Genomic DNA, 26,976 nt, shown 5'->3' with positions numbered 1-26,976 from the left:
ACCGTTTCGGTTTATACCACCAGGTTTTTCATGTATTCGGCATCGGCCTTCATGCTGGCCATTACCGATTGCGGATATTCTTCCTGCTCTACAATGTAATATTTTACCCCGCTTTTCCGGGCAGCCCGCAGGGTGTTTTTAAAATCAACCGATCCTTTGCCCAGGTCATTCTGCACCGGCTTGCCGTTCACTTTTTTGTAGTCCTTAATGTGGCAAAGTTCGTACCGCTTGCCGTATTTGTTCAGGTGCGCTACCGGATCCTGACCAGCTACGTCGATCCAGCACAGATCCAGCTCAAACATCACGTTCTTCGGGTCGGTGTTGGCCAGCAGGTATTCCTGCGGGATCTGGCCGTTCAGCGGCTTAAACGAATAGTCGTGGTTGTGGTAGCCAAACTTCAGGCCATTTTTGCGGGCCATTTCGCCCACAACATTGAACCGGTCGGCAATGCGCTTCCAGTCGTCCATTGATTTCTGCGCGCCCAGGTACGGGCACAACAGGTACGACAGGCCGGCCTCCTTGGCCATATCCATGCTTTTCTTTAACTCGTCGTCTTTCTGCGCCTGGGCCCCGTAGTTGAAGTGGGTGCTGACCATTTCTACCCCCAGACCCTTCAAAAAGGATTTTATCTCCTTAGGCTGCATGCCCCACAGAAAGCCCTGCGGACCGCTGTAGCTCTCAAACTGCTTATAACCCATCTGGGCAAGTTGGGTCATTACGCCTTTCGGATCTTTCGGGATTATATCGCGTACACTGTAAAGCTGAACGCCAAAGGTTTTAAAGGTACCGGCCATCAGGTCGGTTTGGCTAAGGGCCAGGCTGCCGGCTGCCAGCGCACCGGCCTGCTTCAGGAAATTTCTGCGATTAACTTGCATGTTTAGTCAGGGAATTACGACACGAATTTGTGAAAAAGGCTGTTGTTTTCAACGGGAACCATGTAAAGATTTTTTGACTTCTGCTCTATAGGAGAATCGGCTTACGATCTTTACCTTTTTATTAACGAATGAACGTACCAAAATTATATCTTCAATCCGGCCGGGAAGAAGCCGTTCGCCGGTTTCATCCCTGGATATTTTCCGGAGCGATTGCCCGCCGGGAGGGTACACCCCAGGACGGTGATGTGGTGGATGTGCTGGATAAAAAAGGCAACTACCTGGCTACCGGTCACTTCCACGACGGCAGCATTGCCGTCCGGATCTTTTCTTTTACCAAAGTACGGCCGGATGTGGCTTATTGGACTGAGAAGCTGCAGTCGATCAGGATCGTTCGGTCGGCGCTAGTGCCACCGGCTACCAACTGCTACCGGCTTATTCACGGTGAAGGGGATGGTTGTTCCGGGCTGATCGTCGATATGTACAACGGTGTGGCCGTATTACAGGCCCATTCCATTGGGATGCACCGGGAGCGGGAGTTAATTACCCAGGCGCTACAGCGGGTATTTGGCGGTGAACTGAAAGCTGTATACGACAAGAGTGCCGATACAGTGCCGGAGCATTATGGTACTTCCGTGCAGAATGGCTACCTCTATGGCCACGTTGAGACACCGCATCCGGTACTGGAAAATGGCAGTACTTTTCTGGTCGACTGGATCACCGGCCAGAAAACCGGCTTTTTCCTGGATCAGCGCGACAACCGCAATCTGCTGGCGCGGTATGCCGCCGGTAAAAAGGTCCTGAATGCGTTCTGTTATTCGGGTGGTTTTTCCATCTACGCGCTGAAAGCCGGTGCCGAACTGGTACACTCCGTCGATGTATCACAAAAGGCGATTGACCTCACCAACCGGAATGTAGCCGCTAATTTTGGGGAGGACACGCACCATGACGCCTATGCCGAGGATGTGATGAAATACCTCAAAAGCCACGATCATCAGTACGATGTGGTGGTGCTGGATCCCCCGGCTTTTGCCAAGAGCCTGCCGGCGCGTCACCGGGCGGTGCAGGGTTACAAACGCCTGAATGCCGAGGGGTTGCGCCGACTGGCCAAAGGGGGAATTCTGTTTACTTTCTCCTGCTCGCAGGTGGTCGACCGTGAGTTGTTTTATAATACCATAGTAGCGGCTGCCATTGAAGCCGGACGGCAGGTGCGGGTATTGCATCACCTCAGCCAGCCCGCCGACCATCCCGTGAGCCTGTTTCATCCGGAAGGAGGCTACCTGAAAGGGCTGGTTTTGTGGGTGGAATAGCCAACTAATAACGGCTAAATACAAAAATGAACATGAGAGTGGCTAAACAAATTTGTTTGTTTAGCCATTTTTATACAATATCGGGAAACAGCTTTTGCCCGAAGAATCTTACCTATGGCTAATATATACACCCCCCGTCAGGAGCGCATCTTACTCGTTGCCAGTATACTGACTATTGCAGGCTTTATCATCGCTGGTTTGTACCAGTATGCAACGGCCTTTCTGGGGGCAGCCATCTTATATGTTGTTTTCCGGCCCTGGTTTAACAAACTCGTTAAGGAGAAAAAGTGGAATCGGGTATTGGTAACCTTGCTGCTGATGCTCTTCTCTCTTATTGTTATTATCCTCCCATTTTTAGCGCTTAGCCTCCTGCTGGTGGATCGTATACAATATTACAGCCAGCATACTGACCAGATCCTTGATCTGGTCAATCAACTTGAAAAGGTTACAGGCATCAAGATAATGGACCAGAACAATATTCGGTCGTTAGTACGACAGGCTACCACACTGGCCAGCAGACAGGTTCCTTCTATCCTTAGCGGAACGCTTGATATTATTATCATCCTGGGCCTGCTGTACGTATCGCTTTACTTTATGTTTACGCAGCAGGAGCAATTTCAGAGAGGACTAAAACGTTACCTGCCGTTCCGGGCAGAAACCATTGACGAGTTAGGGGAGGATTTAAAGAATATGGTTAATGCCAATGTACTGGGACAGGCATTGGTATCACTGATCCAGGGATTTCTGACCGGTCTCACGCTGTGGATTTTTGGCGTTCCAGATGCGGCCTTTTGGGGAGTAGTGGGCTTTTTCTTTGCATTCATCCCAATTTTAGGTACTCCTATTGTATGGGGACCTGCCGGTATCTTTATGTTGTCACAAGGCAATACCAGCAGTGGTGTTGGAATTCTCCTGGTCGGGGTTATCGTCATTGTGAATATCGATAATCTGCTTCGGATCATGCTGGCCAAGCGGATGGGTGACGTTCATCCGTTTATCACACTCACGGGCATTGTCTTAGGCGTTCCCATTTTTGGTATAATGGGGCTGGTAGTTGGCCCTCTGCTTTTATCGTATTTTGTGGTGCTGATGAAAGTATTTCAGCGACAAAACATCAGAATGGAGCAGGAAGAAGTTAAAAAGGACACCACTTAAAACATTACCTCTCAGCCATCATTCGCCCAACGCGCTAGGCCATCACCGAAAGCATAGACAGCACGTGTTCCCCTAACGGCCGGTTACCGTCAATGGAAACATAAGGTAAAGCAGCTTCCCGGCTGATGCCTTTGGTAAAGAGCCGCCACGCTATTTTACCGTCGATAGTTACCTGGTCCGATGGGTGTTGAAAAGGCGGATTATACAATAATTGCCAGGCTTGCTGCTGGCGGTACAGGTACCAATTCCCTCCACCCTCACCCGTTACGGATACCTGTAGCAACGTACCATCCTCAGCCGGGATCTCCCGGTAGGTGTGCGGAAGCGCCCGCATGAATGTATCCAGCAGCGGGTAGTACAGTTCGGCCGTCATGATTCCGTCGGGCTGGTCAACGGCCAGGCGAATCTGCTGCTGGTGGTGCCAGTTCTCGGTATACTCACGGGCGATGTGAAACCAGTTCGGCGATGTATCCTGGCCAGCCCAGGCTACGGAGAAAATAGCCGGTTCATTGGGGGGCAACGCGTTAAACAACTCGTTCACTTCTTCGCCTGTCTGCTCCAGTAAATCAGTGATAATGCGGGGACTGAACCGGCGGGTGGCCCGTACCCAGCTATTATTCAATTGGTTCAGGTAATCGACCAGATCACGGTAGGAGCGGATGTCGGGCTTTTCAGGCGATTGGTACTGGTCGCGGTAGAGCGTGATACGCCGGAGATTTCCGTCGAGCAGGTGCGAGGCAATGTCTTTCACGCTCCAGTCCTTGCAGACGGTAGGCCGGTGCCAATCCTCCGCTGATAAACTTCGCAGTAAGGTAATCAGCTTTTCGTGCAGGATGGGAAAAAGCTCAAGGGTGGCAATCGTGGGTAATTGCTGCATAAGATTTACACAACAGCTATTTATAATCAGGTTGAACTTACCGCAAAGATAGATGAAAAGCGGCCCTACGACAGCACAATCTCCGGTTGCGCGATATTCTTCTCCTTCGCTGATGCATCAAACTGTTTTCTGGTTACCGTCAGTGTAATCAGCGTTACCAGTGACCCCAAAGTAGGTAAGGAGGCAATCGGATTGAAGGGGATCAACGGCACACTGAACAATATGGTCAGCCCGATCGAGTAAAGCAGTCGTTTCCGAGCGATCATATCTCCGCGCACCAGGTGTTTTACCTGATCCAGTGAGTAGCCGCTGAGTAGCATCAGCACGACACCGAACTGAATAAGCGCGTAGAAACGCAGATCATAATGAAACCCGCCCTGCTGGGCAATCTGGTAGTTGACGATACTGACGGCAAACAGGTGCGCCCAGACGTTCATGTGAACTATTGAACTGCCCAGGGTTAGGAAGAATACCGAAAGTTTGCCGACAGAAGGTCGTTTGGTTTTAAACAGGTACTGACTGAAAAGTAGGGCAAACAGGAGACCCAGGGCCAATACGGAATTGTCGATCAGGACGCGGTTCATGGTGTGTTTTGCGTGAATAGCAAACAAAGATAGTCTGGCGTAATAGCATAGAACCAATGTAAGTTCGTGAACGGTTAAAAAGAACAGCCTTTGACCCGATGCCGGTCAAAGGCTGTTTCCTAGTAGCCGGTTACATTATTTGACCTGCCCAAACCACACCGCCATTTCGTTGGGTCCCCGGTGCGACCAGGCATAGTAGGGGATAAGGGTAACCGGTTGGGGACCGGCTGTCTGTAAAACCGTGATGCCACCCAGCATCTCTTTCCGGACTTGCGGAGTAAAGGCCTGGCCGGGTGCAAATGCCAGGTTGAGGGCACGGCCGTTATTATCGGCCCCTTCGGCGCAGTAGACCAGCGGCCCCCGTTCAATGGCCACCCGGCCCCGGTTGTCCTGCACATTTTCGTTGGCTTTTACTTCGCGCACCGGCATATCCAGCGTGAGCGCCAATACATCACCGGCTTTCCAGGTACGGCGGATTCGGGCATAGCCGTTCTCGATGGTGACCGGAACGGCTTTTCCATTGATCGTTAGCGTTGGCTTTGTTGAGGCTGCATTAGCGTAGCTGTATAACTGTCCGGGCATCGGCTGTCCTGTGGCCCAACCCGGAATCCGCACCAGCAGGTCGAAAGCCTGCGCCTGTTTAGGCGAGACGGTCATCGTCACCGCTCCGTCCCAGGGAAAATTGGTTGCCTGCCGAACCATTACTGGTTTCCCGTTTACCGTCAGCTCCGTATTACTGTCGACAAACAGGTTTACGTACACATTGTTGCCGCGCTGGGCGTATACATAGCCGGGAAGCGACGGCAGAAACCGTACCACGTTGGTCGGGCAGCAGGACGTGCTGAACCAGGGTTCCCGCGTAGCCGACCGGCCGACGTTAAACTTCCGCTGCCCATCCGACGCCAGTGGATTTACGTAGAAGAATTTGTCACCCTCCAGCGATACCCCCGCCAGAAAGCCGTTGTACAGCACCCGTTCAAACACATCCATGTATTTGGCCTCGCCCGTCAGCAGGAACATCCGGTGGTTCCAGAGCAGGTTCGCCACGGCCGCGCAGGTTTCGGCATAGGCTACGTCGTTGGGTAACTCATAGGCATTCCCGAAGGCTTCGCCGTGCTGTCGGGCACCCAGGCCACCGGTCAGGTACTGTTTGCGCTCCACCACATCGTTCCAGATGGCCGTTAAGGCTTCCAGGTACTCTTTATCCTGCTGAATAGCGGCAATATCGGTCATGGCGGCATACATATAGCCAGCGCGAACCGAATGGCCTACTGCTTCGCGTTGTTGGGTAACCGGCAGATGATCCTGCAGGTAGGCAGAGCCCTGACCCGTCCGGGCTGGATCTGGAAATAACGCCCGCTTGTCGGACCGGCCGCGCATATCCAGCAGAAAGCGGGCGAGGTCGAGGTACCGTTTATCGCCGGTAACGCGGTAGAGTTTAACCAGCCCAATCTCGGTCTCCTGATGCCCCGGTACCACAATCAGTTTATCAGGGCCGATGACCGACAGCAGGTGATTGGCGTTTTTAATGGCCACGTTCAGCAGCGTTCGCTTACCGGTAGCCTGGTAGTGGGCCACGGCGGCTTCGTACATATGCCCCACGTTGTAGAGTTCGTGGCTGCCGGCCTCAAACGAATAGCGGGTAGCGCCGGCATCGCGGTCGCGCTTGGCGGTGCTGTCTTTCAGGATCGTCCGGATCGTAAACAGATAGCCGTCGGGCTCCTGGGCTGCGGCAAAGAGCGTGATCAGGCTGTCGAGGTAGCGGTCAAGTTTGGGATCGTAGTGCGTCTGTAGCGAGTAGGCAGCTCCTTCTACTACTTTAAACACATCGGAATCGTCGTACCGAATACCCCGGAACGTGCCTTTTTTAAGACCACCCGCCACGGCAAAGTTGTCGATGCGACCGGTTTCCTCGCATTTTTTAAAATCAAAAGGGAGGGTGACAGTCCGGTTCGTCTCCAGACGCGGATGCCAGAAGCCCTGTTGGATCTTCACCTTTGTAAACGGTACCGGCATAATTGGATAATCCTGTGAAAAGGCTCGTACACAGGAGCTTATTAGAAAAATGGTGGTTACTGCACGTTTCATATAGGGAAAATAGGCGAATTAGGAATTAATGGTTGACCTTATCGATAATATTGGTAGAATATTTCGTTTAAACTGTATTAAACCAATATAGGTGAATCCTGTCTAATGGGTAAATCAGAGCGGGATGGATGCCAGATTGTACTTAGGTAAGGGTTTAGTTAATTTATAATTAAATAAGGAATTAATTGGCCTTATCTATTGGAGGGTATTAGTTTAATCGTGTAATTTGGCACTGTAACCGTAACTAAAATCATGAACCTGAACGTACATCATACCGTCCCCGCGGGTCGACCTCCGTTGGGTCCGTCAAATCCTTCTAACGTCCAGTGGTCAGAAGACCAGGCCAACCTCTGGTACGCCCAGCAACCCTGGATGACCGGGTGCAATTTTAACCCCAGCACCGCTATAAACCAAATTGAAATGTGGCAGGCCGAGACCTTTGACCCTGTTACCATTGACCGGGAGCTGGGCTGGGCCAAATCCCTTGGTTTTAACACCATGCGGGTCTTTCTGCACTACCTGGTGTGGCAGCAGGACCCGGCCGGGCTCAAGCAGCGTATGGATCAATACCTGACTATTGCCGCCAGTCATGGTATCCGCACCATGTTTGTCTTCTTTGATGATTGCTGGAATAAAGAACCGCAACTTGGCCCCCAGCCAGATCCGGTGCCCGGAGTCCATAATTCAGGCTGGGTACAGTGCCCCGGCCACAAAGAAGTGACCGACACCTCCCTGTATCCGGTGCTGGAGGCTTACCTGACCGATATCATGTGCACGTTTGCTGCCGATGAGCGGGTGGTGATGTGGGACCTGTACAATGAGCCTGGTAACTCCGGCCACGTTAATGAGTCGGTACCGCTGTTGACAAAGGTGTTCGAGTGGGCGTGGTCCGTGCGGCCGTCGCAGCCGCTGACGGTGGGGATCTGGAACTTCATCCCGGAATTTGATTTGCTGAACACGATGTCGATGTTTTACTCTGATATTGTGAGCTTCCACCACTACATGGATATCCCGCATCTGGAGAAGATCATCAAGATGTGCCAGGGGTATAAGCGGCCGGTAATCTGTACGGAGTATATGGCCCGTACTAATAAAAACTACTTCGAAACGCATATGCCGGTTTTGAAGAAGCATAATATTGCCGCCATTAACTGGGGGCTGGTCAGTGGCCGGAGCAATACCATTTATCCCTGGGGATCGCCGGAAAAAACCCCGGAGCCGGCGGTGTGGTTCCACGACATCTTCCGGGCCGACGGTACGCCGTTCTGTGCACGGGAGGTGAGTATTATTCAGGAACTCACAGAGTGTTTGATTATCGCTATGGAGGCCCCGCAGCAGACCGACGAATCAATGGTGGCTTAACTTCGATCAGGAAAATAAACAAACCGCCCCAGCCTGTTACGGGCTGGGGCGGTTTGTTTATGAAAGCCAGGGTGCCGATCTTTTTTTTAGGAAATATAGGGCTAAATGGTCCGGTCAGCTATGTAAATGGAGGTTATTGGCCCAAAACTGACAGAAATTGGCCTGAAACTGAAAGCCGGTTTACCCCAAAAAGCGGAACTTTCGCCTACAAAAAACGATTCGGAACCTCTCTCTTTAATCTGTGAAGAACGCGGGCTAACTGTAAAGGCCAATGGTATAAACGACTTAGTAAACCGATCGTGCTGCCATTGGCCCCACCGCTTCGTACTGTTCTGCCCTGCCTGGAGCGCGTCCGCGCCAGTTTAGCGTACTGTTGCTTGATGGAAATCAGTATATTTGTACTTACTAAAGTATGGATTAACTTATTCCACTATCAGCAGGCTAATTCGGTATGGAGCGCCTTATTCAATACTTTGAAACGATACCTTCTGCTCATCGTGCCCTGATTCTGGCCGGGGGAATCACCCTCTTTTGGGTTATTGAAAGTGCCCTGCCGCTGTTTCAGTTTGAGTACAGGAAAGTACGCCATGCCGGGCTTAATTTTTTCTTCACCCTGACCACTATTGTCGTTAATTTTCTGTTTGCCGTTCTGCTGGTAAAGACCTGTGACTGGGTGGTGGCTAATCACATAGGCATTATTCAATGGATTAGTCTGCCTTTCTGGGCTGAGGTGATCATCGGACTGCTGCTGCTGGACCTGGTTGGTGCCTATTTTATTCACTGGCTGCAGCACCACGTAAAAATCATGTGGCGCTTTCATATCATTCACCATTCCGATACGTATCTGGATACCACATCGGCCAACCGGCATCATCCTGGTGAAAGTCTTTTTCGGGCTATGTTCACGTCACTGGCCGCGTTAATCGCCGGCACACCTATCGGCATTGTTATGTTGTACCAGTCACTGTCGGTGGTGCTGTCGCAGTTTAATCACGCCAATATTCACCTGCCGCGCTGGGCCGACCAGGTGCTGGGCTGGCTAATTGTCACGCCCAATATGCACCATGTTCACCATCATTATGTCCTGCCGCATACCAACTCCAACTACGGTAACATTTTCCCAATTTGGGACCGGTTGTTTGGGACTTACATGGAACTGGCTCCAAAAGACCTGAAATATGGGCTTGACACCCATCCCGACAGCAGGGAACATTCGCATATCGGCACCATGCTGAAGATACCTTTCCAGAAACACCGGCCACCGGTGGGCACCGGCTCGGTGCAGCCTCAGGAAGAACTGAAGGAATCATAACCAAAGGGCTTACCAGTCGCCCTCTATACGGTCAGCCGATACTTTTGTTGAATTCTCGTTAAACGATGAATAGGCAATTCTGCTGGCAGCCGGATTAGTGAAGAAAATTACCTACCCTCAGGATTCCAGGTCCATTAAGCCCCGCGTAGGCGTTAATGCTTTTTGCCAAATAGCGTCAATAGCTTCTCCGATTTCCATTCCGCACTGATAATGTCAGAAACCATTCGATGAATGTAAAGAACCTGTATAGTAGTGTGTAGGCGGTATTTTTATCCGTAATAAAAATCTACCCATGTGGCAGGTCCTAAGATGGTGTTTAACTTTTTTTAAAAAATATTAAACAAACTAAAAGGCTTTGCGTTTTAAGTGTTGTAACATATTTAAGTTATCAGTTTATAACGTCCATTTTCACTTAAAACGTTTTTTCTATGATCCGCTCCACCTGGAAAGTAAAAGCTACTCTGCTTACCTTATTGGTAGCTACTGTCACCGTACTAACAAGTTGTAATAATGACGATGACGACGACACCGTACAGCCCCAGACTATTACGGACATCGTGGTGAATGATAATAATTTTACCCTGCTGGAGGCTGCTGTCGTTCGGGCTGGCCTGGCCGATGCATTGCGGCAGGGGAACCTGACTGTATTTGCACCCACCGACGCGGCTTTCCGGGCAGCAGGCTACAACGATGTGGCGGCTATCAATGCTCTGCCGGTCAATACATTACAGTCTGTCCTACAGTACCACGTGCTGAACCAGCGGGTTAACGCTGCGGCTATTCCTACGGCGGCCAACACGGCTCAGCCATCGCTGTTGACAACCAACGGGACGCTTTACATTACAAAAGACAATAGCGGAGTCACGGTTAACGGGGCACGGGTATCGCAGGCCGATATTGCAGCTTCAAACGGGGTGATTCACGTTATCGACCGGGTTCTGATGCCGCCAACGGGTGATCTGGTTGCACTGGCACAGGGCAACCCCAACTTCTCGCTGCTGGTAGCGGCCGTGCTGCGTGCCGGAACTCCAGTAATCAATGCGCTGTCAGGTCAGCAGGCCTTAACGGTATTTGCGCCCACGAATGCTGCTTTTCAGGCGGCCGGTTTTGCAAATGAAGCGGCCATAAACGCTGCCAATCCGGCAACTTTGGCTAGCATTTTGACTTATCACGTAGTGCCGGGCCGGGTGTTTTCGTCCAATATTCAAAACGGAATGGATGTGACTACTGCGCAGGGAACCACGATTCGGACGGCGGTAAACGGCAATACCGTTACGGTATTGGGGAGAGGAAATAACAATACGGCCGCCAACATAACAGCGGCTAATATGCTGGCAACGAATGGCGTCGTACACGTCATCGACCGGGTGTTGGTTCCAGCTCCGTAACCGCCATCCACTGCACTATCACTTCATTGACCATACGTCGGGTAATTAACCGCCGTTTACCACCTACAACCTGAACGGAAGGCTGCCTGTGATCCAGGCAGCCTTTTTTAATACTTACCAACTCTTCCTGACCGAAACAAAAGCGCCAGCCAGACTTGGGTATAGCTGTACCAGGTCAAGGGCCAGGCTCGTTGTCAGCACCGTATGGCTAAACCGGCGCAGGGGTACCTGTGCGTTCAGTAGCGTAGACACCTGCCGGTACGGTGCCGGGTAGAGCGCCAGATAGGTTCCAAAATTATGGCTTGCCGACACGCGTCCGGTCAGCTTAATCTGGTTAAAAAGCAGTCCTTCGGCACCCAGGTAAAAGACGTTGACCAGGTTGTTGGGAAAAAATCCACCCCAGCCCGACCGTAAGGCTTCGGGTCCCATTTCATTCCACGGAACAATAAACGGTGTACCAATGGCTCTTCCAAAATACGACCAGCCTTCTATATACTGGGTATGATTGAAGTAGTTGTCATTACCCTGAAATACGGAATTGGGGAGCCAGAAGGCAGGGCCTGTCTGATCCATGGTAGACAGAAATTCAACCACGATCCGGTTTATACGCAGCGCGGTATTCGTTTCGTTTGATGGTTGACGTTTCCAGCTAATTCCGGTGAGTCCGTCGGGCAGATTTTGGAAATATAATCCCGATTTATCATCGAAGATATGCTGGTGATACACCTGAAACTGACCAAATCTGGTAGTGGCTTCCAGCGCCAAGTCGATGCTTCCGACGGTGTTGCCCAGGGCGTAGCTGTCAAATTCATTGATTTCCTGGCTCCGATTACCAGAGGGAACGGTGCCGGTGATCACGTTACCGTAGTATTTAAAGGACGAAATCAGCTTGCCATTTTTGGCCAGAAACGGCAATTGTTTCAGATACTCGGCCTCCCCTCCCCAAAGCACCTGGTGATTCAGGCCCATATGAAACTTTACCGATGAACTGGGTTTGCCAAACCGGGTGTAGAGGTATTTCTGATGGAGGTAAGCCCCCCGAATATAAGGCACATTGAACCAACCGTGCGCAAAACCCGCATTCACCGCCACAAAATTCTTCAGAAATTTCAGGGGCACATAGCCCCGCGTGGCCAGTTGCACTTTAGGAACGGGCAGGGCATTGCCCGAGCCGATGATAAAACCGGAAGACAGGGTGGAGTCGCCCAGTCCGATTACCTCCCGCCGGCGACCGGCATAAAACTCAACTATTCCGTATTTTACCTTAACATAGGCTTCCGGCAGGTGAACCTGATTAACGGCCCCGGCATTGACAACCGGATTCACACCAAAACCCCAGCCAAACCGGTGCCGGCGGTTGGTTGTCGTATCATCTGCCGCATAGTCCTTACGTATACCGAACCGCAGGGTAGCTACCGGAGCCGAAAGCGGACTAATACCGTATTGGTTGGCCCGTAACCAAAAAGGCGTCCACCGGGAGGTTGAAACGTACCCTCCAGCCTCCAGATACATGTTTACCTTACTCGTATCCGGCGATTGGGCCTGGGTACCAACGCTGGCTAGCGCCGGCCATAGCGCCAGATGCAGTACTCTTGTTAAGCGTCGTGCCAGAATGGCCATACCATGTATGAAGTCAGAAACGGCAAATATATCAGAGTTGCCAGGTCCGGAACAGCCTTTCAATCAGATTACCGATTTAATAAATTTTCGGTTCTCTTCTGTTTTTTCATATTAATTTGCCTGCCGGTGGCCAGAGGTCGCCGGTTCAGGCTTCCCCATAGACGTCGCCGTTTCAGGGGTATCCAGGTTTAACTGTACAGCAACCCGTATATGAGAATAGTATTACTGACCCAGGATGATCCGTTCTACCTGGCCGAAAATATAGATTACCTGATTAAAAAGCTGCCGCCATACGCCAAAGTGGTGGCAACGGTGGTATTTGATGTGTCGCCGTTTGGCAAGCGGGAGAGTTTTACCGATAAACTGAAAAAGACGTATCAGATCTTTGGACCCGGCTTTTTTGTACGCTACGGAACCAAGTTTGTGATGTCGAAGCTTAATAAGAACAAAAACGTAAAGCATGTCCTGGAAACGCACGGGGTGCCGTTGATCGAGATTGAGGGCAACATCAACAAAGCCGAGAACCGGGAAAAGATTTCCGCCTACCAGCCGGATTTGCTCGTTTCAATCGCGGGTAATCAGATTTTCAAGCGCCCGCTGCTGGACCTGGCCCCCAAAGGCTGTCTGAACCTGCACACGGCGCTGCTGCCCAAGTACCGGGGGCTAATGCCCTCCTTTTGGGTCTTGAAGAACAACGAAAAGTATACCGGCGTGTCGGTGTTTTTTGTGGATGAGGGCATCGACAGCGGGCCGATTCTGGTGCAGAGGAAAGTGGAGATTGGCAACCGTTCGCAGGAGGAATTGATTAAGTACACCAAGCAACTGGGCATGGATGCTATTATTGAATGTGTGGAGAAAATCGAATCCGGCAACTACACCCTGATCGAGAACGACGAAAGCCAGATGACGTATTTCTCGTTTCCTACCCGCGAGGATGTGCAGGCGTTCCTGGCCGCTGGCAAGCGGTTTTATTAATACTATGAATATACTCACGTTTGATATAGAAGAGTGGTTTCACATTCTGGATCACCAGTCTACCAAGACCGAGAAGGAGTGGAGCCAGTACGAAAGCCGTATCCACGCCAACATGGACCGGATCTTTCAGTTGCTGGATGATACGGGCAACAGCGCTACTTTTTTCTGCCTGGGGTGGGTTGCCCGCAAATACCCGGAGGTAATCAAACGCATTGATGCCGCCGGTTATGAGGTAGCTACCCACTCAGACATGCACCAACTGGCGTATGAGCAGACACCGGAAGCCTTTCGCGAAGACCTGGCTCGTTCCATAGCCGTGCTGGCCGATATTACCGGCAAGAAGATCAGGGCGTACCGGGCACCGGGTTTCTCGGTAAAAGCGGAGAACCGCTGGGTGTTCCCGATTCTGGTGGAGCAGGGCATTGAAATCGATTGCTCGGTATTTCCGGCCCGGCGGGCGCATGGTGGGGATGCTACCTTTGGCAGTGCCGAGCCGTGTTACATCGACATCAACGGGCAGTTGCTGAAGGAGTTTCCCATCAATACGGTGCCGGTCTTGGGTAAAGATATGATCTTTTCCGGGGGCGGGTATTTCCGGCTGTTTCCGCCAAAGCTGCTCAGTCGGTTTATGCGGCAGTCGGGTTACGTGATGACGTATTTCCACCCCCGCGACTTCGATGCCGGACAGCCCTTGATTCCGAACCTGAGTGCGGCCCGCCGGTTTAAGTCATACTATGGGCTGAAAGGCTGCTGGAGTAAGTTGAAGTGGTTGCTGGAAACCTATCCGTTTGTGGATCTGGACCAAGCCGATAAAAGCATTGACTGGTCGACACGTAAGGTTCAAAAACTCGAAATTTCTGAATCTTACGGCAGCATAATTCGTTAATAAATAGATGGCTAAACCAGAGAAAAAACTCTTCCTGCTCGACGCAATGGCGCTGATCTACCGCGCCCATTTTGCGTTCAGCAAGGCTCCCCGCATTACCACCCGAGGATTAAACACCAGCGCCGTTTTTGGCTTTATGAACGCTTTGCTGGAAGTCCTCAACAAAGAAAAACCGACCCACATTGGGGTGGCCTTTGACTCGTCTAAAAAGACCTTCCGGCACGAACAGTTCCCGATGTATAAAGCGACCCGGCAGTCGCAGCCCGAAGACATCAGCGTGGCTATTCCATACGTTAAGAAAGTCATTGAGGCCATGAATATCCCGATGCTGATCATGGACGGCTACGAGGCCGATGACATCATCGGGACGCTGGCCAAGAAGGCATCAATGGCTGGCTTTGAGGTGTTTATGATGACACCCGATAAGGATTATGGTCAGTTGGTCGAAGACCATATCTACATTTACAAACCGGCCTTTATGGGCAAGTCGGCCGAGAAACTGGGCGTCAGCGAGATTCTGGAACGCTGGCAGATTCAGGACATCAGCCAGGTAACGGATATGCTGGGGTTGATGGGTGACTCGGTCGATAATATTCCCGGTATTCCGGGGGTTGGCGAGAAGACCGCCCAGAAGCTCATCGCCGATTTCGGCAGCGTGGAGAATCTGCTTGCCAATGCCGACCAGTTAAAAGGCAAGCTCAAAGAAAACGTGGTGCAGTTTGGTCAGCAGGGCCTGCTATCCAAACAACTGGCCACTATTCACATTGATGTGCCGGTACCCTTCGAGGAAGAGGCCCTGATCCTGTCGGAACCTGATAAACCCCGCTTGTCGGCGCTGCTCGATGAACTGGAATTCCGGCAGATGCGCCGTCGACTGCTGGGTGAGGATTACGACGGCCCGGCTCCGCAGACTGCCCCGGTGCAGAAGTCAGCCGCCGGCCAGATGGATTTGTTTAGTGCGCCGGCAGCCGCTGCTCCGGCCAAACAACCATCTGGTGCCGATGATCTGCCCTTTGTTTTTGACGACAAACCAGCCGGTACCGCTTCCCCCCCTGAGCTGACAAAACCTAAATCCCGTCGGTCTAAAGCCGATGTGGCGGTAACCATACCGGAAGCTTCGGGTGCATCAGCGACACCGGTTCCCGATAGCCCGGCGTTTCTCAACTTTGAGATGGAAGAGGTAGAGTGGGAGAACAAACCCACCGAACCGCGCAAAACGATTTATTCAGTCGTTCACGACTACCGGCTGGTCGATACCCCCGAACTGCGGGCCAGCCTGGCCCATTACCTCAGTTTGCAGGAGGCCATCTGCTTCGATTCCGAAACCACAGCCATTGATCCGGTAGAGGCTGACCTGGTAGGATTGGCGTTTGCTTACCGAAAAGGGGAAGCCTTTTATGTACCCGTACCCGCCGACCGGCAGGAGGCTCAGGCAATCGTGGACGTGTTTAAGCCGGTGCTTGAGAACCCGGGCATTACCAAGATCGGTCAGAATTTGAAGTATGATCTCCTAATGCTCAAAAAGTACGGCATTGAAGTGCAGGGGAAGATCTTCGATACCATGGTTGCGCATTACCTGATTGAGCCCGAGATGCGGCACAATATGGACGACATGGCCCGTAAATACCTCAACTACGAGCCGGTGTCCATTGAAACGCTCATTGGCCGCAAAGGGCCTAAGCAGGCTACCATGCGGGAAGTGGATGTTCAGAAGGTGGTCGAGTATGCCGGCGAAGATGCCGATATTACCCTGCAACTGCGCGATACGTTCCTGCCCCAACTTGAGGAAAATAAGCTGACGAAGCTGTTTGAGCAGGTGGAGATGCCGCTGGTGCAGGTGCTGGCCGATATGGAACTGGAAGGCATTACGGTTGATACCCAGGCCCTGGCGGACCTGTCGGCCACCTTGGAGACCGATATGCGACAGGTGCAGCAGCAGATCTTTCAATTGGCCGGTGGTGAGTTTAACATTGGTTCGCCAAAGCAGTTGGGAGAAATTCTGTTCGAACGGCTGAAACTCGATAAGAACGCCAAGAAGACCAAGACCGGCCAGTATGCAACGGGTGAAGAGATTCTTTCTAAACTGGAGGAGGAGCACGAAATAGCCCGGAAGATCCTCGATTTCCGGGAGTTGATCAAGCTGAAGAACACCTATGTGGATGCCCTGCCGCTGCTGATTAGCAAACGGGATGGGCGTATCCATACCTCGTTTAACCAGGCCGTAGCGGCTACCGGCCGGCTCAGTTCCACCAACCCGAACCTTCAGAACATCCCGATTCGGACGCCAAGAGGCCAGGAAATCCGGAAGGCCTTTGTACCGCGTGGCGACGAGTACCTGATTATGTCGGCGGATTACTCGCAGATTGAACTCCGCATTATGGCGTCTTTTAGTGGGGACCAGACCATGCTGGAGGCCTTTAACCAGGGAATCGATATTCATACCTCCACGGCTAGTAAGGTATTCCGTGTGCCGCTGACAGAGGTAACGCCGGATATGCGCCGGAAAGCCAAGACCATCAATTTCGGTATCATTTATGGTATTTCGGCGTTTGGGCTGTCGCAACGGCTGAAGATACCCCGTAAGGAAGCTTCGCAGATCATTGACGATTATTTTGTGGAATTCCCGGCGGTGAAGGCCTACATGGACAAAAGCATTGAGCAGGCGAAGACCTGCGGCTACGCCGAAACCATTCTGGGTCGCCGGCGGTACCTGCGCGATATCAACTCGCGGAACATGACCGACCGGATGTTTGCCGAGCGTAACGCCATCAACGCACCGATCCAGGGGAGTGCGGCCGATATGCTCAAGATTGCCATGAACCGCATCCATGACTACATCCGGGAGAACCGCCTGAAGTCGCGCATGATTCTGACCGTGCATGACGAAGTCGTTTTTGACGCGCACCGCGACGAACTCGATAAGCTCCGGGAGAACGTAAACCAAATCATGCAGACGGCCATACCACTAGCGGTAAGAATGGAAACCGGAATTGGGATTGGTAAGAACTGGCTGGAAGCGCACTAACAATAATTAAGAGTTAAGAGTTAAAGATTATCACTCACCGACAATTCTTAACCGCCGGGTGGCCCCGTCTTAATTCATAACTCATCATTCATCACTCTTATCTATGAAGAACATTCTCTTTGCGACTGATTTTACAAACAGCACTACCCCGGCGCTGGACTGGGTAAAGCTCTTTGCCAGACAGTATGGCTCCATTGTCACCGTCCTCCACGTATTTCAGCCTATGATCCCGGATACGACACTGCCGGTGATGGGTGATATGGGTGCCGGAGTGGCGGCCTCGCACGATATTGAAGAAATCAGCCGGCAAAACCTGACCGAGATGGTTACCCGCCTGTCGGCCGAGGGGATCAACTGCCAGTCGGAGTGGCGCACCGGAGCGGTAGAAGACGAAATCCTCGGAGCCGCCCGCGAATACCAGGTCGACCTGATTATTACGGGGCGTAGCGACATTTCTACCATCTTTGACCGGCTGGCCGGCAGTGCCGCGGCCGATGTGGCGATTGATGCACCCTGTCCGGTACTGGTCATCCCGATTCCCCACGACGGAGTAGGAGCCACCCGCCCAACCCAGATTCGCTCCATCGTCTACACCACCCAACTCGAGTTTGACGAAAACCACATCCTGCGGCAGGCATCAGCACTGGCTCAGACATTCAATGCATCCCTGAAACTAATGAAAGTGGATGCCAGCAACCAGCCAAATGTCAATGCCGACGATCAGATTCTGCGCGACATACGCCGGGAGTTCGGCTATGAGAACATTCACGTTGATAAAGTTGAGTCAAGGACGGTTTCGGGCGGCTTACTGGAGTATCTGGAGAAACACGATACCGATCTGCTCATCATGACCACCCGTCAGCGTGGTTTTCTGGACGGCCTGCTGAATCCCAGCCTGACCGAGCGTATGGTGTTGCGCTCACCGATCCCGCTGCTGGTCTTTCACGCCAAAGACGGTTATTAATCGAAAGCCAGACCTGCTTCCCGCCCATCGTTATCGGGCGGGCTTTTTTGTTTATAAGGCTTGCTGACTGTTCACTGCCAGATCGGTGAGCGTCTGTGACGCTCACCGATCTGGCAGTGAAGTCGTGCGTTTGTAACGCACTTCTCGCCCGTCTCGCGTTTATAAACGCGGACGAGCAGCCTGGTGCTACTCGCTAACCAACCGGTTGAGCTGATCCATCAGACTATCAACATCCGCGCGGGTGGTTTTGAAGTTGGTGATGCACATGCGGAATACTTTTTCGCCCCGCAGCGTAACCGACGAGATCCAGGCATCGCCTTCAGCGTAGAGTTTCGTCAGGACGCCATCGACGGAGACGGCACTCATTCGGATACGGGGGTGGGTGAAATTGACAACCGGCAGGGGCGTTTCATTAACGACGATCCAGCCTTCCTGTTTCAGCTGCTCACGGAAATACGCTCCTAAACCAGCCTGGTACTCAATCATCCGGGCGAGCTGATCTTCGCCCAGTTCCGCCAAAGCCATAAATAATTTAAGGCCAATAAAGCGCCGGGACCACTGCATGGTGGTCAGGTAGGGTACTGATACCGCTTCTTCGCTGGGCGGCATATAATCGGCGCGGACGGTAAAAGCGCGGGCGTTGCTGCCGGCATGGCGGGTGAAAAACATACCGGCTCCCATGGTCAGGTTAAACCACTTGTGGGCGTCGACCGTCACAGAGTCGGCGAGTTCAATACCGGCTAGTGCAGGCCGAATGGTGTCGGAGAAAACAGCTGCTCCGGCCCAGGCAGCATCCACGTGAAACCAGAGGTCGTACTGGCGGCACAGGTCGGCAATGGCGGTCAGCGGGTCAATGGTTCCGGTAGCGGTAATGCCGGCCGTACCCACCACCATAAATGGTTTTCGCCCGGCGTTCTGATCCTGTTTGATCAAAATACGTAGTGCGTTTACGTCCATCTGTAACGAGTCATTCACGGGAACGATCCGCAGGCCATCCAGCCCCAGCCCCGTATGCTTGACGATCTTGTCGAAGGAGTTATGAGCCAGCTCAGAGGCATAGATGATGGGACGTTGGGGCAGTGCCCAGAGGCCGTCTTCCAGTGTTTGAGGAAAATTATGAGCCAGTGCCACCAGCACGGCTGAGTGGTTGGCTTCGGAGCCGCCGGCGGTAAAGTTGCAGGCCAGGGCTTCAAGCGGCAGACCAATCTTTTGGGCAATATGCCGTAGAGTATGGCGCTCTATTTCATTGGCGGCCGGCGCGTGTGACCACGCTGCCATCTGCGGATTATAAACGGCTGCCAGGGCCTCGGCAATGACAGCCGTGAGCAGGGGCGCGGGATTATACAGGCCGAAGTAGCGGGGGTGGGTAATCTGTACGTTCCAGTTACGCATCATATACTGTACCTCCTCAAACACCCGCTCCGCATCGATTGGCTTACAGAAGTCGAACGACTGCAAATGCGTCCGTATCTGTTCGGCGGTTACCTGAGGTACTACGGCCGTCGGGTTTTCATAAAAGGAGGTAATCTCGTCGGTCAGCCGGTCCAGCAGGGTAGTCGATGAGGTGGAAGGGGTAAACATGTGCGAAACTTGGTTTAGCTGCGCGGCAAATTATACAAATAAAAACACCAAGCCATAGCGGCTTGGTGTTTTTGCGTAAAAGCATTAAAAAAACAATCAGGCAGGCTCCGCCTGGGCCTGGGGCATGGCACTGGAAATCGTCGCCATATCTACCTGGAGACCCTGCGCAATGGCCAGACCCAGTGACAGATCGGCCCGGAACCAGTGGCAGAGCTGACGCAGAATGATGGTATCCCGCTTCGGGCCGCTGATGCCGCTCATCGCACCCACAATGTTGCTGATCGTGTTGCGTTTCTGCTCTTCCGTCAGCAGGCGGTACAGATTACCCGGCTGCGTGTAGTGGTCGTTTTCATTAGCCCCGTTCCGGTCGTACCAGTCGGCAACCGAGGTGCCCAGATCCCAGGACGGTTGTTTGTAACTTTCGTCGGCCACAATGTTGTCGAAGCTGTTGGGGAAGTAGTTCGGTAAATCCCCGCCGTTGCCATCGACTCGCATTTGTCCGTCGCGCTGGTAGTTATTTACCGCGTACGGGCAGCGGTTCACCGGGATCTGCTCATAGTTGGCTCCCAGGCGATACCGGTGTGCATCGGGGTAGGAGAGCAGACGGCCCTGCAGCATTTTATCGGGCGAGTAGCCGATACCATCAACGATGTGTGCCGGCGCAAAAGCCGATTGTTCGACTTCCGCAAAGTAGTTGTTCGGTACCTGATTCAGCTCCAGAATACCAACGTCTACCAGCGGGTAGTCGGCGTGCGGCCATACCTTTGTCAGGTCGAACGGGTTCCAGCGGTACGTTTTGGCTTCAGCTTCCGGCATGATCTGCACCTTAACGGCCCAGCGGGGGAAGTCACCGCGCTCAATCGACTCGACCAGATCGCGCTGTGCGTGGTCCGGGTCTTTTCCTTTCATTTCTACCGCTTCGGCATCCGTGAAGTTTTTGATGCCCTGCAGCGTTTTGAAGTGAAACTTCACCCAGAACCGCTCGTTCTGCGCGTTTATGAATGAGAAGGTGTGGCTGCCGTAGCCGTTCAGATGGCGGTAGCTATAGGGCGTACCCCGGTCCGACATCAGAATTAGCACCTGGTGCAGGCTTTCGGGGTTCAACGACCAGTAATCCCACATCATGGTTGCGCTCTTGCAGTTGGTCTTCGGGTCCCGCTTCTGCGTATGAATAAAGTCGCCAAACTTCTTGGGATCTTTAATAAAGAAAACCGGTGTGTTATTACCTACCAGATCCCAGTTACCATCTTCGGTATAGAATTTCACGGCAAAACCACGGGGGTCACGCTCGGTATCGGCAGAGCCTTTTTCCCCACCAACGGTTGAGAAACGCAGGAATACTTTAGTCTGCTTGCCAATCTGGCTGAAAACCCGGGCGCGGCTATAGGCCGTAATGTCGTTGGTAACCGTGAAGGTACCGTAAGCGCCAGAACCTTTGGCGTGTACTACCCGCTCCGGAATGCGCTCGCGGTTGAAGTGCGCCATTTTTTCGTGCAGGATATAGTCCTGCAGCAACAGCGGACCACGAGGCCCTACCGACATACTATCTTCGTTCTCAAAGTACGGGCTTCCCGATGCCGTCGTGAGTTTCTTTTTATTCTCTTCCATGGTTTTGAGGTAATATTGGAACTAACGTGAAGTGAATGATGGGCTATCAGTAAGAGCAACTCACTGCGCCGACAGTGCAAGACTATTAACATAAGAGGAATAAATCAAATCGATTATTTTTATTTTCTTATAAATATTTTCTATTAATACAGATGCAGTGCCCTTTCTATCAGGGGTATTGGGCGTATGGGATTAAAAAAACCTGCAACGTTCGTCGCAGGCTTCCAATTAATAGCCTCTAAGGAAATGAACTTATAGTTTCTCAATCAACACAATGTCCTGGAATGAAATCCCATCTTTCCGGCTGCACCAGGTTCCATATAAAATTGGGTCCAAACTAGTTAAGTTATTGCTACTCAACATAGCTCTTAGCACGGTCTCATCCACTGCGGAACAAATATCCGGATCGTCTGTCGAATGAACGTAGCGTCCGTCTACTGCATGTTTGAAATTATAGACGCTCTCAGGGCTTGTCATCAGCCTGCGTGACTCGTCGTTCAGGATAAAGAATGTAGCAAAACACCGGCCTCCGCTTTTCATAACCCGATTGATCTCCGCTAAATACTGATCTATCTCACGAGGAGGCATGTGGGTAAACACAGAAGTAAGGAAGATAAAATCAAACTGGTTATCAGGATAAGGCAGTTGATATTCGTAGGCCTGGTATCTGCCTGTCGGGTTATAATGACTGTTATAAACGTCGGCTTGCTGGAAACGAAAATTAGGAAACCGGGGCGTAATATGTTTCCTGCACCAATCAATGCCCATTTTTACAATATCGATACCTTCGTAGGAGCCGGACTCATTGAGGTAATTGGTTAAAGGGACCGCCATCCGGCCGATGCCACAGCCAATGTCTAATACGTTGTGGTGAGGTTTGAGTTCGCCATATTCGATAAAAAGCCGCTTAAACTCCTGGCCGATTGCTTTAAAATCGCCCCCTCCAATAAAAATTTTGGATCGTGGGGGGGTTAACGCATCGCGTTTACCCAGCCATAACTCTGTTTGATCTTCCAGAGATATGTACAGATTTTTCACTATTCTGCGCAAACTCGCCGGCACAAATGGCCTGACAACCTGGATAATACTCATAACGGTACTGACTATATGAGACAGAAAGCCCTAATGTAAGATTTTATGTTATAAATGCTTCATCTGTCCGCTTACTAAATTAATAAGTTTCATCAGCGTTGAGTCTGCGCTATTATGGGTGCGGGGTAAATCGATACAGATAAGGCGCTTTATGTGCTCCGCCGGTCCATTTTTTATCCACTCGCTCCAGCACTTCCAGGCTCAGCATCTTACGCTGAAAGTTAGTACGCAGAAGCTTTTGACCAAGAATTGTTTCGTATAACTGCTGTAGATCGGCCATAGTAAAGGTTTCGGGTAGGAGAGGAGCGGCCCGTCGGCTAAATCCGGCTGGGTTATGCGCCAGCAGGGTACGAAGGGTATCCAGCGCTTTTTGTATGATCTGGCGGTGGTCGAGGAGGAGGGGAGGCAAGGCCTGTACATCGTACCAGTCGATGGAGTCAGACAGGTAATCAGGAGCAGGCACTACCTTCGAGAATTCTACCAGTGCGTAATAACCTACCGACACGTACCGGCGGATAAACCAGTGACCGGCGGGTAACAGAATACCCTGGGCTTCAATAATTGTCTTGTTAAACAGGTGATTCTGCCGGTCTTTCTGGCCAAATATGTGAAATTGCTCCAGGTAGATATCCGCCATCCCTGTCCGTTCCAGCAAAATCCGGCCGGCTGCCTCATCGATGCTTTCCTCCTGACGGACAAACCCACCCGGCAGCGCCAGGGCATCAACGTTGTGATACTTTAACAGCAGCACCTTCAATTCACCGTTGTGAAAACCGAATATCACGCAGTCGATGGAAAGGCTGGGCAGCCATTCGTTCTCGCTTTTTAAAAAGGCCGTCAATTGGTTGCTGGGTTTCATACCATGGATTAAAATATTGCTAAAAATAAAGAAGGATTTGGAGGAATCCGCTAAAATGTTGAATATTGTATCATTATGATACAATAGTTGTCCTGTATTTTCCAGCCTATTGTTTAACTCTTATTCTGATTTATATGTCTGTTTCCCCCAAAATATCCCGGCAGAACTTTCTGCGTCAGGCTGTTACCTTAGCGGTGGCCGTTCCAATGCTGCCTAAACTGGATGCGTTTGCCAAAGCTCCGCAGAAAGTGGGCCTTCAACTGTATACGCTCCGCAATGAGCTTGGTAAAGATCTGGAAGGTACATTGAAGAAGGTGGCTGAAATCGGCTACAAAGAAGTTGAATTGTTTGGCTACAACGACGGTAAGATTTTCGGTAAAACGCCAAAGGAGTTTAAAGCACTGTTAGACAACCTGGGGCTAGCTGCCGTCAGCGGGCATTATATGGCGGGCGTAGCCATGCCTCAGATGAAAGGTACGCTGAAAAACGGCTGGGAGCAGGCCGTGGCCGATGCCGCCGTGATGGGCCTGAAGTACATGAACTGTGCCTACCTGTTTCCCAATGAGCGTAAGACGCTGGATGATTATAAGAACTACGCCCAGTTGTTTAACCAGGCCGGCGAAGCTACCCGGAAAGCCGGTATTCAGTTCGGCTACCACAACCATGACTTTGAATTCCAGCCCCTCGACGGGCAGGTGCCGTACGATATTCTGCTGAAGAATACTGATCCGAACCTGGTAAAGATGGAACTGGATTTGTACTGGGTAGCTTTTGCCGGTAAAGATCCTGTTGAGCTTTTCAAACAGAATCCCGGACGTTTTCCGCTGGTTCACCTGAAAGATATGGCCAAAACCGAGAAACGTGAGTTTGCCGAAGTGGGAACAGGCTCGATTAATTTCCAGCGTATCATGGATGCCAAAAAGATTGCCGGTATTCAGCATTTCTTTGTCGAGCAGGATGCCGTAACGCAGGGTACACCTCTGGAAGCTATTGCCACCAGCTACCAGAACGTAATGAAGCTGAGCGTCTAAGACGGAGCGATGAGAAATTTATTGGTGGGTTTGGGTTTAGCCGGCCTGATCCCCGGCGCAATGGCTCAGGGGCAGAAATGGACTGAAACCAGGTCAGGTGAAATTGTCACGGTGACGAATCCCGGTGGCCAGACGTTAGGCTACGCTGCCACCTCCGGAGTGAAGATTCTTACCGTCAACGGCTTTGCCTTTAAAGACCTGAATAAAAACGGTCAGTTAGATAAATACGAAAACTGGCGTCTGCCGGTCGACCTACGGGCCAAAGATCTGGCGTCTAAGATGTCGGTGGAGCAGATCGCTGGTCTGATGCTGTACAGCCGTCACCAGCCGATCCCCGCTGCCGCCGGCGGACCCTTTGCCGGCACCTATGGCGGTAAGGTATTTGCCCAGAGCGGGGCACAACCGTACGATTTGTCGGATCAGCAGAAAGAGTTTTTAACGAAGGATAATCTCCGGCATATTCTGGTAACGTCGGTACAAAGTCCGGAGATTGCGGCCCGGTGGAACAACAACGTGCAGGCGCTGGTAGAAGGCATTGGTCTGGGCATTCCAGCCAACAACAGTTCGGACCCCCGGCACGGTACCCGCGCCGATGCCGAATACAATGCCGGAGCGGGGGGCGCTATTTCCATGTGGCCCGGTTCGCTGGGCCTGGCGGCTACCTTTAATCCGGCGCTTGTAAAGCAGTTTGGGCAGATAGCGGCCACCGAATACCGGGGGTTAGGAATTGCCACCGCCCTGTCTCCGCAGGTCGATCTGGCGACCGATCCGCGCTGGAGCCGGGTGAGCGGTACCTTTGGCGAAGATCCGCTGCTGACCACGGATATCGGACGGGCATACATCGACGGCTTTCAGACCTCAACCGGCGCCAAGGAAATCACCGGCGGCTGGGGCTATACCAGCGTCAACGCCATGGTGAAACACTGGCCGGGTGGGGGTTCCGGTGAAGGCGGGCGCGATGCCCACTACGGCTACGGCAAATACGCCGTTTATCCTGGTAATAAATTCCAGACGCACTTCCGGCCCTTTACCGAAGGCGCTTTCAAATTACACGGTAAAACGGGTATGGCTTCGGCGGTGATGCCCTATTACACCATCTCGTACGATCAGGACAAAAAGTATAACGAAAACGTCGGTAACAGCTACAACAAATACATTATCGGCGATCTGCTGCGCACGAAGTACAAGTACGATGGGGTGGTCTGTACTGACTGGCTGGTCACCGGCGACGAAACAGCGGTCGACGTGTTCCTGACCGGAAAGTCATGGGGGGTAGAGAACCTGACGGTAGCGCAGCGCCATTACAAAGCGCTGCTGGCGGGCGTCGACCAGTTTGGGGGTAACAACGAGGCTGCTCCGGTGCTGGAAGCGTACCAGATGGGTTTGAAAGAATTTGGCGTAGCCTTTATGCGCCGACGGTTCGAGCAGTCAGCGGTGCGGCTGCTGAAAAACATCTTCCGGGTAGGCTTGTTTGAGAATCCGTACGTAGATCCGGAGGTGTCGAAAGCGACGGTCGGGAAGCCGGAGTTCGTAGAGGCTGGTTACCAGGCGCAGTTACAATCGGTGGTAATGCTGAAGAACAAGGCGAAGGTACTCCCGTTGCAGAAAAACAAAACGGTGTATGTGCCAAAACGGTATACTCCGGCTGGCCGGAATTTCCTCGGTATGGCTACTCCCGAAAAGCTGGATTACCCGGTCAACATGACTATTGTGAAAAAATACTTCCGGGTAACTGACAATCCGGACGAAGCTGATTACGCGCTGGTGTTTATCCAGAGCCCCAACTCCGGCGGGGGATACGATAGCGATGATGCCAAAAAGGGAGGTACCGGTTATGTTCCTATCAGCCTTCAGTACGGCGAATACACGGCGCAGGATACCCGCGATCCCAGCATAGCGGGTGGCGACCCGCTGGAGACGTTTACCAACCGTAGTTACAACGGCAAGCAAACAAAGACTATCAACAGCACCGACCTGACCATGGTAACGGAGACCTATGCCAACATGAAAGGCAAGCCGGTCATTGTATCCATGAACATGTCGAACCCGGCCGTTTTTGGCGAATTCGAGAAGCAGGCTAACGCCATCCTGGTCAATTTTGGCGTACAGGATCAGGCACTACTCGATCTGCTGACGGGAGCCGCCGAGCCGTCGGCCCTGCTGCCGATGCAAATGCCGGCCGACATGAAAACCGTGGAGGAGCAGTACGAAGACGTCCCCCGCGACATGAAGTGCTATGTCGATTCGGAAGAAAATACGTATGACTTTGGCTTTGGACTGAACTGGAAAGGCGTTATCCGTGATACCCGAACGGCCCGTTACAGGAAACCATTATAACCTGCTTGGTTTAAAGTAAGGAGACCGGGATACTGAACAGGATTGTTCAG

General features: G+C 52.0%; 20 protein-coding genes. 11 read left to right on the top strand and 9 right to left on the bottom strand.

The genetic code is table 11. The features are described from left to right. Positions 1-11: 11 nt before the first annotated feature. Complete coding sequence (locus tag ABD949_RS13380) at positions 12-875, bottom strand: sugar phosphate isomerase/epimerase family protein (protein ID WP_345244223.1); 864 nt, start codon at positions 873-875, stop codon at positions 12-14. A 128-nt stretch (positions 876-1,003) separates the two neighbouring features. Between ABD949_RS13380 and ABD949_RS13375 the strand changes: the two genes are divergently transcribed. Beyond that, positions 1,004-2,182, top strand: coding sequence for a class I SAM-dependent rRNA methyltransferase (locus ABD949_RS13375; RefSeq protein ID WP_345244221.1), 1,179 nt, complete (start codon positions 1,004-1,006; stop codon positions 2,180-2,182). Between the two features lie 114 nt (positions 2,183-2,296). Then, positions 2,297-3,337 (top strand): AI-2E family transporter, encoded by a 1,041-nt coding sequence (locus tag ABD949_RS13370; RefSeq protein WP_345244219.1) that lies wholly within the window; start codon positions 2,297-2,299, stop codon positions 3,335-3,337. A 34-nt stretch (positions 3,338-3,371) separates the two neighbouring features. On the opposite strand, the gene ABD949_RS13365 is transcribed toward ABD949_RS13370, so the two are convergent. The 3 genes from ABD949_RS13365 to ABD949_RS13355 all read right to left on the bottom strand — a co-directional run bounded on the left by ABD949_RS13365 (position 3,372) and on the right by ABD949_RS13355 (position 6,886). Beyond that, positions 3,372-4,214, bottom strand: coding sequence for a maleylpyruvate isomerase N-terminal domain-containing protein (locus ABD949_RS13365; RefSeq protein ID WP_345244217.1), 843 nt, complete (start codon positions 4,212-4,214; stop codon positions 3,372-3,374). 65 nt (positions 4,215-4,279) lie between these two features. Continuing rightward, the gene (locus ABD949_RS13360; protein ID WP_345244215.1) at positions 4,280-4,798 is read right to left on the bottom strand and encodes a hypothetical protein; all 519 of its coding nucleotides are present in this window, start codon (positions 4,796-4,798) and stop codon (positions 4,280-4,282) included. A 135-nt stretch (positions 4,799-4,933) separates the two neighbouring features. After that, positions 4,934-6,886 carry a glycoside hydrolase family 127 protein gene (locus ABD949_RS13355; protein WP_345244214.1) on the bottom strand — a complete coding sequence of 651 codons (1,953 nt, stop codon included), beginning with the start codon at positions 6,884-6,886 and terminating at the stop codon, positions 4,934-4,936. Between the two features lie 252 nt (positions 6,887-7,138). On the opposite strand from ABD949_RS13355, the gene ABD949_RS13350 reads away from it, so the two are divergent. From ABD949_RS13350 to ABD949_RS13340, 3 genes are all read left to right on the top strand, one after another. Next, on the top strand, positions 7,139-8,248 hold the full coding sequence (locus ABD949_RS13350) for a glycoside hydrolase 5 family protein (protein ID WP_345244212.1): 1,110 nt from the start codon (positions 7,139-7,141) through the stop codon (positions 8,246-8,248). Between the two features lie 451 nt (positions 8,249-8,699). Then, positions 8,700-9,560 (top strand): sterol desaturase family protein, encoded by an 861-nt coding sequence (locus tag ABD949_RS13345; RefSeq protein ID WP_345244211.1) that lies wholly within the window; start codon positions 8,700-8,702, stop codon positions 9,558-9,560. Between the two features lie 428 nt (positions 9,561-9,988). Next, positions 9,989-10,948 (top strand): fasciclin domain-containing protein, encoded by a 960-nt coding sequence (locus tag ABD949_RS13340; RefSeq protein WP_345244210.1) that lies wholly within the window; start codon positions 9,989-9,991, stop codon positions 10,946-10,948. A 114-nt stretch (positions 10,949-11,062) separates the two neighbouring features. On the opposite strand, the gene ABD949_RS13335 is transcribed toward ABD949_RS13340, so the two are convergent. Then, entirely contained in the window at positions 11,063-12,568 is a 1,506-nt protein-coding gene (locus ABD949_RS13335) for a capsule assembly Wzi family protein (protein WP_345244209.1), read from the bottom strand. Between the two features lie 210 nt (positions 12,569-12,778). On the opposite strand from ABD949_RS13335, the gene ABD949_RS13330 reads away from it, so the two are divergent. The 4 genes from ABD949_RS13330 to ABD949_RS13315 all read left to right on the top strand — a co-directional run bounded on the left by ABD949_RS13330 (position 12,779) and on the right by ABD949_RS13315 (position 18,418). Continuing rightward, a complete protein-coding gene (locus ABD949_RS13330; protein ID WP_345244208.1) occupies positions 12,779-13,543 on the top strand; it encodes a methionyl-tRNA formyltransferase in 765 nt (254 codons plus the stop codon). A gap of 4 nt (positions 13,544-13,547) precedes the next feature. Continuing rightward, entirely contained in the window at positions 13,548-14,429 is an 882-nt protein-coding gene (locus ABD949_RS13325) for a polysaccharide deacetylase family protein (protein WP_345244206.1), read from the top strand. Between the two features lie 7 nt (positions 14,430-14,436). After that, on the top strand, positions 14,437-17,454 hold the full coding sequence (gene polA / locus ABD949_RS13320; RefSeq protein ID WP_345244204.1) for a DNA polymerase I: 3,018 nt from the start codon (positions 14,437-14,439) through the stop codon (positions 17,452-17,454). Between the two features lie 103 nt (positions 17,455-17,557). Then, a complete protein-coding gene (locus ABD949_RS13315; RefSeq protein ID WP_345244202.1) occupies positions 17,558-18,418 on the top strand; it encodes a universal stress protein in 861 nt (286 codons plus the stop codon). A gap of 186 nt (positions 18,419-18,604) precedes the next feature. Here the strand turns inward: ABD949_RS13315 and ABD949_RS13310 are convergent, their stop codons facing one another. From ABD949_RS13310 to ABD949_RS13295, 4 genes are all read right to left on the bottom strand, one after another. Continuing rightward, complete coding sequence (locus ABD949_RS13310; RefSeq protein WP_345244200.1) at positions 18,605-19,999, bottom strand: pyridoxal phosphate-dependent decarboxylase family protein; 1,395 nt, start codon at positions 19,997-19,999, stop codon at positions 18,605-18,607. Positions 20,000-20,095: 96 nt separating this feature from the next. Beyond that, positions 20,096-21,607 carry a catalase gene (locus ABD949_RS13305; protein WP_345244199.1) on the bottom strand — a complete coding sequence of 504 codons (1,512 nt, stop codon included), beginning with the start codon at positions 21,605-21,607 and terminating at the stop codon, positions 20,096-20,098. A gap of 252 nt (positions 21,608-21,859) precedes the next feature. Next, on the bottom strand, positions 21,860-22,699 hold the full coding sequence (locus tag ABD949_RS13300; RefSeq protein WP_345244198.1) for a class I SAM-dependent methyltransferase: 840 nt from the start codon (positions 22,697-22,699) through the stop codon (positions 21,860-21,862). A 112-nt stretch (positions 22,700-22,811) separates the two neighbouring features. Then, positions 22,812-23,558: an NUDIX hydrolase gene (locus tag ABD949_RS13295; RefSeq protein WP_345244196.1), complete on the bottom strand. Its 747-nt coding sequence runs from the start codon at positions 23,556-23,558 to the stop codon at positions 22,812-22,814. A gap of 134 nt (positions 23,559-23,692) precedes the next feature. Between ABD949_RS13295 and ABD949_RS13290 the strand changes: the two genes are divergently transcribed. Both ABD949_RS13290 and ABD949_RS13285 read left to right on the top strand, forming a co-directional pair. Beyond that, positions 23,693-24,589, top strand: coding sequence for a sugar phosphate isomerase/epimerase family protein (locus ABD949_RS13290; RefSeq protein WP_345244194.1), 897 nt, complete (start codon positions 23,693-23,695; stop codon positions 24,587-24,589). Between the two features lie 9 nt (positions 24,590-24,598). Beyond that, on the top strand, positions 24,599-26,926 hold the full coding sequence (locus tag ABD949_RS13285) for a glycoside hydrolase family 3 protein (protein WP_345244192.1): 2,328 nt from the start codon (positions 24,599-24,601) through the stop codon (positions 26,924-26,926). Positions 26,927-26,976: the final 50 nt, after the last annotated feature.

The sequence above is a fragment of the Nibrella saemangeumensis genome (genome assembly GCF_039541915.1).
GTDB classification, from domain to species: domain Bacteria; phylum Bacteroidota; class Bacteroidia; order Cytophagales; family Spirosomataceae; genus Nibrella; species Nibrella saemangeumensis.
This window is presented reverse-complemented; position numbering and strand designations above follow the sequence as displayed.